Source organism: Burkholderia sp. LK4, from assembly GCF_001043615.1.
Classification (GTDB): domain Bacteria; phylum Pseudomonadota; class Gammaproteobacteria; order Burkholderiales; family Burkholderiaceae; genus Burkholderia; species Burkholderia cepacia.
Map to the genome: position 1 here is coordinate 1 of NZ_LDUL01000182.1, position 3768 is coordinate 3768.

Annotated in this window: 5 protein-coding genes and 2 pseudogenes; 3 read left to right on the forward strand and 4 right to left on the reverse strand. The window is 70.0% G+C overall.

What is annotated here, in order from left to right; all coding sequences use genetic code 11:
* From VK92_RS38785 to VK92_RS38795, 3 genes and pseudogenes are all read left to right on the forward strand, one after another.
* A pseudogene (locus VK92_RS38785) lies at positions 1-256 on the forward strand (acetyl-CoA C-acetyltransferase); the annotation flags it as partial.
* 217 nt (positions 257-473) lie between these two features.
* Complete coding sequence (gene phbB, locus VK92_RS38790; RefSeq protein WP_048025659.1) at positions 474-1217, forward strand: acetoacetyl-CoA reductase; 744 nt, start codon at positions 474-476, stop codon at positions 1215-1217.
* A gap of 108 nt (positions 1218-1325) precedes the next feature.
* Positions 1326-1532 carry a hypothetical protein gene (locus VK92_RS38795; protein ID WP_048025658.1) on the forward strand — a complete coding sequence of 69 codons (207 nt, stop codon included), beginning with the start codon at positions 1326-1328 and terminating at the stop codon, positions 1530-1532.
* 91 nt (positions 1533-1623) lie between these two features.
* Here VK92_RS38795 and VK92_RS38800 read toward each other — a convergent pair whose 3' ends face one another.
* From VK92_RS38800 to VK92_RS38815, 4 genes and pseudogenes are all read right to left on the reverse strand, one after another.
* Positions 1624-1914 (reverse strand): hypothetical protein, encoded by a 291-nt coding sequence (locus tag VK92_RS38800; RefSeq protein ID WP_048025657.1) that lies wholly within the window; start codon positions 1912-1914, stop codon positions 1624-1626.
* Between the two features lie 31 nt (positions 1915-1945).
* Positions 1946-2449 (reverse strand): hotdog family protein, encoded by a 504-nt coding sequence (locus VK92_RS38805; protein WP_048025656.1) that lies wholly within the window; start codon positions 2447-2449, stop codon positions 1946-1948.
* Positions 2449-3264 carry a beta-ketoacyl synthase chain length factor gene (locus VK92_RS38810; RefSeq protein WP_048025655.1) on the reverse strand — a complete coding sequence of 272 codons (816 nt, stop codon included), beginning with the start codon at positions 3262-3264 and terminating at the stop codon, positions 2449-2451. Before VK92_RS38810 ends, VK92_RS38805 begins: the two co-directional genes overlap by 1 nt.
* A gap of 8 nt (positions 3265-3272) precedes the next feature.
* A pseudogene (locus VK92_RS38815) lies at positions 3273-3768 on the reverse strand (beta-ketoacyl-[acyl-carrier-protein] synthase II); the annotation flags it as partial.

The window sequence follows — 3768 nt, forward strand, 5'->3', positions numbered from 1 at the left end:
CGACCTGGACCTGATGGAGATCAATGAGGCGTTCGCGGCGCAGGCGCTGGCGGTGCACAAGCAGATGGGCTGGGACACGTCGAAGGTGAACGTGAACGGCGGGGCGATCGCGATCGGTCACCCGATCGGCGCGTCGGGCTGCCGGATTCTGGTGACGCTGCTGCACGAGATGGCCAAGCGTGACGCGAAGCGCGGGCTGGCGTCGCTGTGCATCGGCGGCGGGATGGGCGTCGCGCTCGCGGTCGAGCGCGCCTGAGCGGGGCCTGACGATTCGTCCCGCGTGCGGCGCCGGTGAGCGCCGCACGCGGGTGAAGCGGTTTTCGCGCACGACAAGTGGTCAACAACACGCGCGAGGTGCCGGTGCGTGCCGTGCCTGCAACGCGGGCGGTTGCGCATCGAAGCGGTGGGGCGGCAGCATGTGCGATGCCGTCGCCCCGCTTTCATCGATTACTTTTTTGTCGGTAATTTATAGGATGACTAAGCGAATTGCAGTTGTGACTGGTGGAATGGGCGGCCTCGGCGAAGCGGTCAGCATCAGGTTGAACGACGCGGGCCACCGGGTAGTCGTCACGTATTCGCCGAGCAACACCGGCGCGGACCGCTGGCTGACCGAGATGCATGCGGCCGGCCGCGAGTTCCATGCGTATCCGGTGGACGTGGCCGACCACGATTCGTGCCAGCAATGCATCGAGAAGATCGCCCGGGACGTCGGCCCGGTCGACATTCTCGTGAACAACGCGGGCATCACGCGCGACATGACGCTGCGCAAGCTCGACAAGGTCAACTGGGATGCGGTGATCCGCACGAACCTCGATTCCGTGTTCAACATGACGAAGCCGGTCTGCGAAAGCATGGTCGAGCGCGGCTGGGGCCGCATCGTCAACATCTCGTCGGTGAACGGCTCGAAGGGTTCGGTCGGCCAGACCAACTACGCGGCCGCGAAGGCCGGCATGCACGGCTTCACGAAATCGCTCGCGCTCGAGATTGCGCGCAAGGGCGTGACGGTGAACACCGTGTCGCCGGGCTACCTCGCGACGAAGATGGTCACGGCGATCCCGCAGGACATCCTCGACTCGAAGATCCTCCCGCAGATTCCGGCGGGCCGGCTCGGCAAGCCCGAGGAAGTCGCGGCGCTGGTCGCCTACCTGTGCTCGGAGGAGGCCGGCTTCGTGACGGGCTCCAACATCGCGATCAACGGCGGCCAGCACATGCACTGACGCACGGCGGCCCGGACGGCGCGCATGCCCGTGCCGGGCCGTGTTCCGCTGGTTCCAGTGCCGCGGCGGCACAGGTGTGCCGCCGCGGCCCCGCATTCCGGAGAAGGCATGAGCGACACCTGGATGGGACTCGCGATCGGCGGCGCGGCACTGGCCGTCGCGCTGACGATGGCGATCTCGCTCTTCTGGCTCGAACGGCGCCGTGCGCGGCTGCTGCGGAACTTCGATCATCGCGATTGCTGGCTCGTCGCTTACGGCAAGTGTTTCGCGCGCGTGCGGGCCAGGCCGGCACGCCGCATGCGCGGCGCGCGTTGACGGCGGTGGCATGGCGGCAGTCACGCATCACCGTTGACCTGCGGTCACACATCGCGCGCATGCCGCAAGGCGGTGCGCGCGATGCCCGTCGTCAATCGCTCTTTCCGCCCGACTCGCCGGACCCGTTCTTGTGGAAGATCCGCTTCGTCGTGCGCTTGGTGGCATCCCAGCCTTCGCGCGACGCATGCGCGACGCCGTGACCGACCGCCTTCGCCGCACTCGCGGTCGCGTGGCCGAAGCTGCGGGCCGCCTCGCCGGTCTTGTGCGCGGCTTCCTTCGAGTCGCGCTTGATGTCCTGCTTCACTTCCGACATGTCCGCGTGCGCGATCGGGCTGATCAGCGCCAGAACGAGCGCGGTACCAATGAACTGACGAACTTTCACGACCTGGTTTCCTTCCGTTGAACAAGCCTCTTCAGCGAGGATTCGCGTCGTCGGCGGGCGCCGGGCGAAGCACGCCGGCCGCCGATGCGTCGAGCATCACCGCGGCGCGGCCGGACAGCAGCACGCGCTCGCCGCAGCGCAGCGCGAAGCCGTACAGCACCGAGCGGGCGTCGCCGCTCACGCGTTCCGCTTCGACGACGAGCGGCTGCGTGAAGGTGTCGAGCCGGTCGACGAACGCGTCGACGTTGCGCACGCTCGCCAGATAGCCGACGCGCGGGCGCGCTTCGTGCGCACCGAGCAACGCGCCGTGCACGGCCATCGCCTGCGCCGCGTATTCGATGCCACAGACGGAAGCGAGCCGGCCGTGCGCGCGCAGCGGGTTGTGCGGATCGCGGTGGCTCGTCGCGGTGCAGCGGATGCGGGCGGCATCCCACGCATCGACCGTATCGAGCACGCACATCGCGCCGTCGTGCGGAATGTGCGCGGCGATCCACGCGTGGTCGAGCGGCGGCGCGAGCGGGACCGTCGCGGTCATCACGCACGCTCCGCGAACGTATCCGGCATCGCGACATCGACCTGCACGCGTGTATCGGCCAGGTAGTCGAGCACGATGCGTGTCGAACGCCGTGCGGCGAGCGCCTCGAGCAGCGGCAGCACGCGCGCGGCCGGATTGCCGGCGCGCAGCGCGTCGAGCCCGGCGTGCGCGAGCGTCGTGGCGGGGGTGTCGGTGAGTTGCACGTCGATGCGGGCGAGCGCGTGTTCGCTTGCTTCCGGCGCGAGCACGAGCGCGACGCCGAACGCATCGTCGATCGGCCGCACCGCGCGCAGCGGTTCCGGATAGTCGGTGTCGTACGCGATCAGCAGCGTCGGCACGCGATCGACGACGACCTGGCACAGACTCTCGAGCAGCCCGGCGGCAAAGCTGCCGTCGTGCGCGCACAGCACGTTCGACGTCGCCATCGCGCGGGTCGCGATGCTCCAGTAGCCGGCCGGCGCGTTGTGCACGGAGTTGTGGAAGCGCGTCGGCGACAACTGGCGATCGTCGCCGGCGAGGGTTTCGCAGATCGCGTGGCAGTTCTGGCCGTCGCCGCCCGACGCGCTGAACACGGTCGCGAGCGTCGCGGCGTCGCGTGCGCTTGCGGCCACCGCTTCGTGGCCGGCCGCGAGCGCCGTGCGCACGACGGGGCCCGTGCGGCGCCGCTCGGCCGACGGCAGGCCGGCCGGCGGCGGCAGCTCGGTGCGGGCGGGCGCATACGGCGCGCGGCCCGCGAGCACGTCGGCCGCGTGCGGCCAGCCGCTCAATCCCGGGCCGACGATGCCGATGCTTTCGATGAAGGCGGTCAGTGTCATGGCGGGCCTCAACGGCGTGCGTGGTCGGCGCGGCCGAGGATCAGGCTGCAATTCGTGCCGCCGAAGCCGAACGAATTGGAGAGGACGGCGCGCACGCGCGCATCGCGGCTCGCGAGCACGTAGTCGGCGACGAGTGTCGGGTCGGGTTGCGTCGTGTTGACGCCGGCCGGCACGAACTGTTCGCGCAGCGCGAGCGCGGCGACGACCGCCTCGAGCGCGCCCGCCGCGCCGAGCGTATGGCCGGTCGCGCCCTTCGTCGAGCTGCACGGCGTGCCGGCGAACAGCGCGCCGATCGCGCGGCTTTCGGCCGCGTCGTTGCTCGGCGTCGCGGTGCCGTGCAGGTTCACGTAGTCGATGTCGTTCGCGCCGAGGCCGGCGGATGCAAGCGCCTGCTCGATGGCGACGCGCGCGCCGAGCCCGTCCGGATGCGGCGACGACATGTGATGCGCGTCGCTCGATTCGCCGATGCCGAGCAGCAGGATCGCATCGGCGTCGAGCGGGGCG

What these genes read in the sequence shown, in the direction of transcription:
- VK92_RS38805 (WP_048025656.1), bottom strand. Translation starts at nt 2,449, where the DNA reads ATGACCGCGACGGTCCCGCTCGCGCCGCCGCTCGACCACGCGTGGATC.
- VK92_RS38795 (WP_048025658.1), top strand. Translation starts at nt 1,326, where the DNA reads ATGAGCGACACCTGGATGGGACTCGCGATCGGCGGCGCGGCACTGGCC.
- VK92_RS38810 (WP_048025655.1), bottom strand. Translation starts at nt 3,264, where the DNA reads ATGACACTGACCGCCTTCATCGAAAGCATCGGCATCGTCGGCCCGGGA.
- phbB (WP_048025659.1), top strand. Translation starts at nt 474, where the DNA reads ATGACTAAGCGAATTGCAGTTGTGACTGGTGGAATGGGCGGCCTCGGC.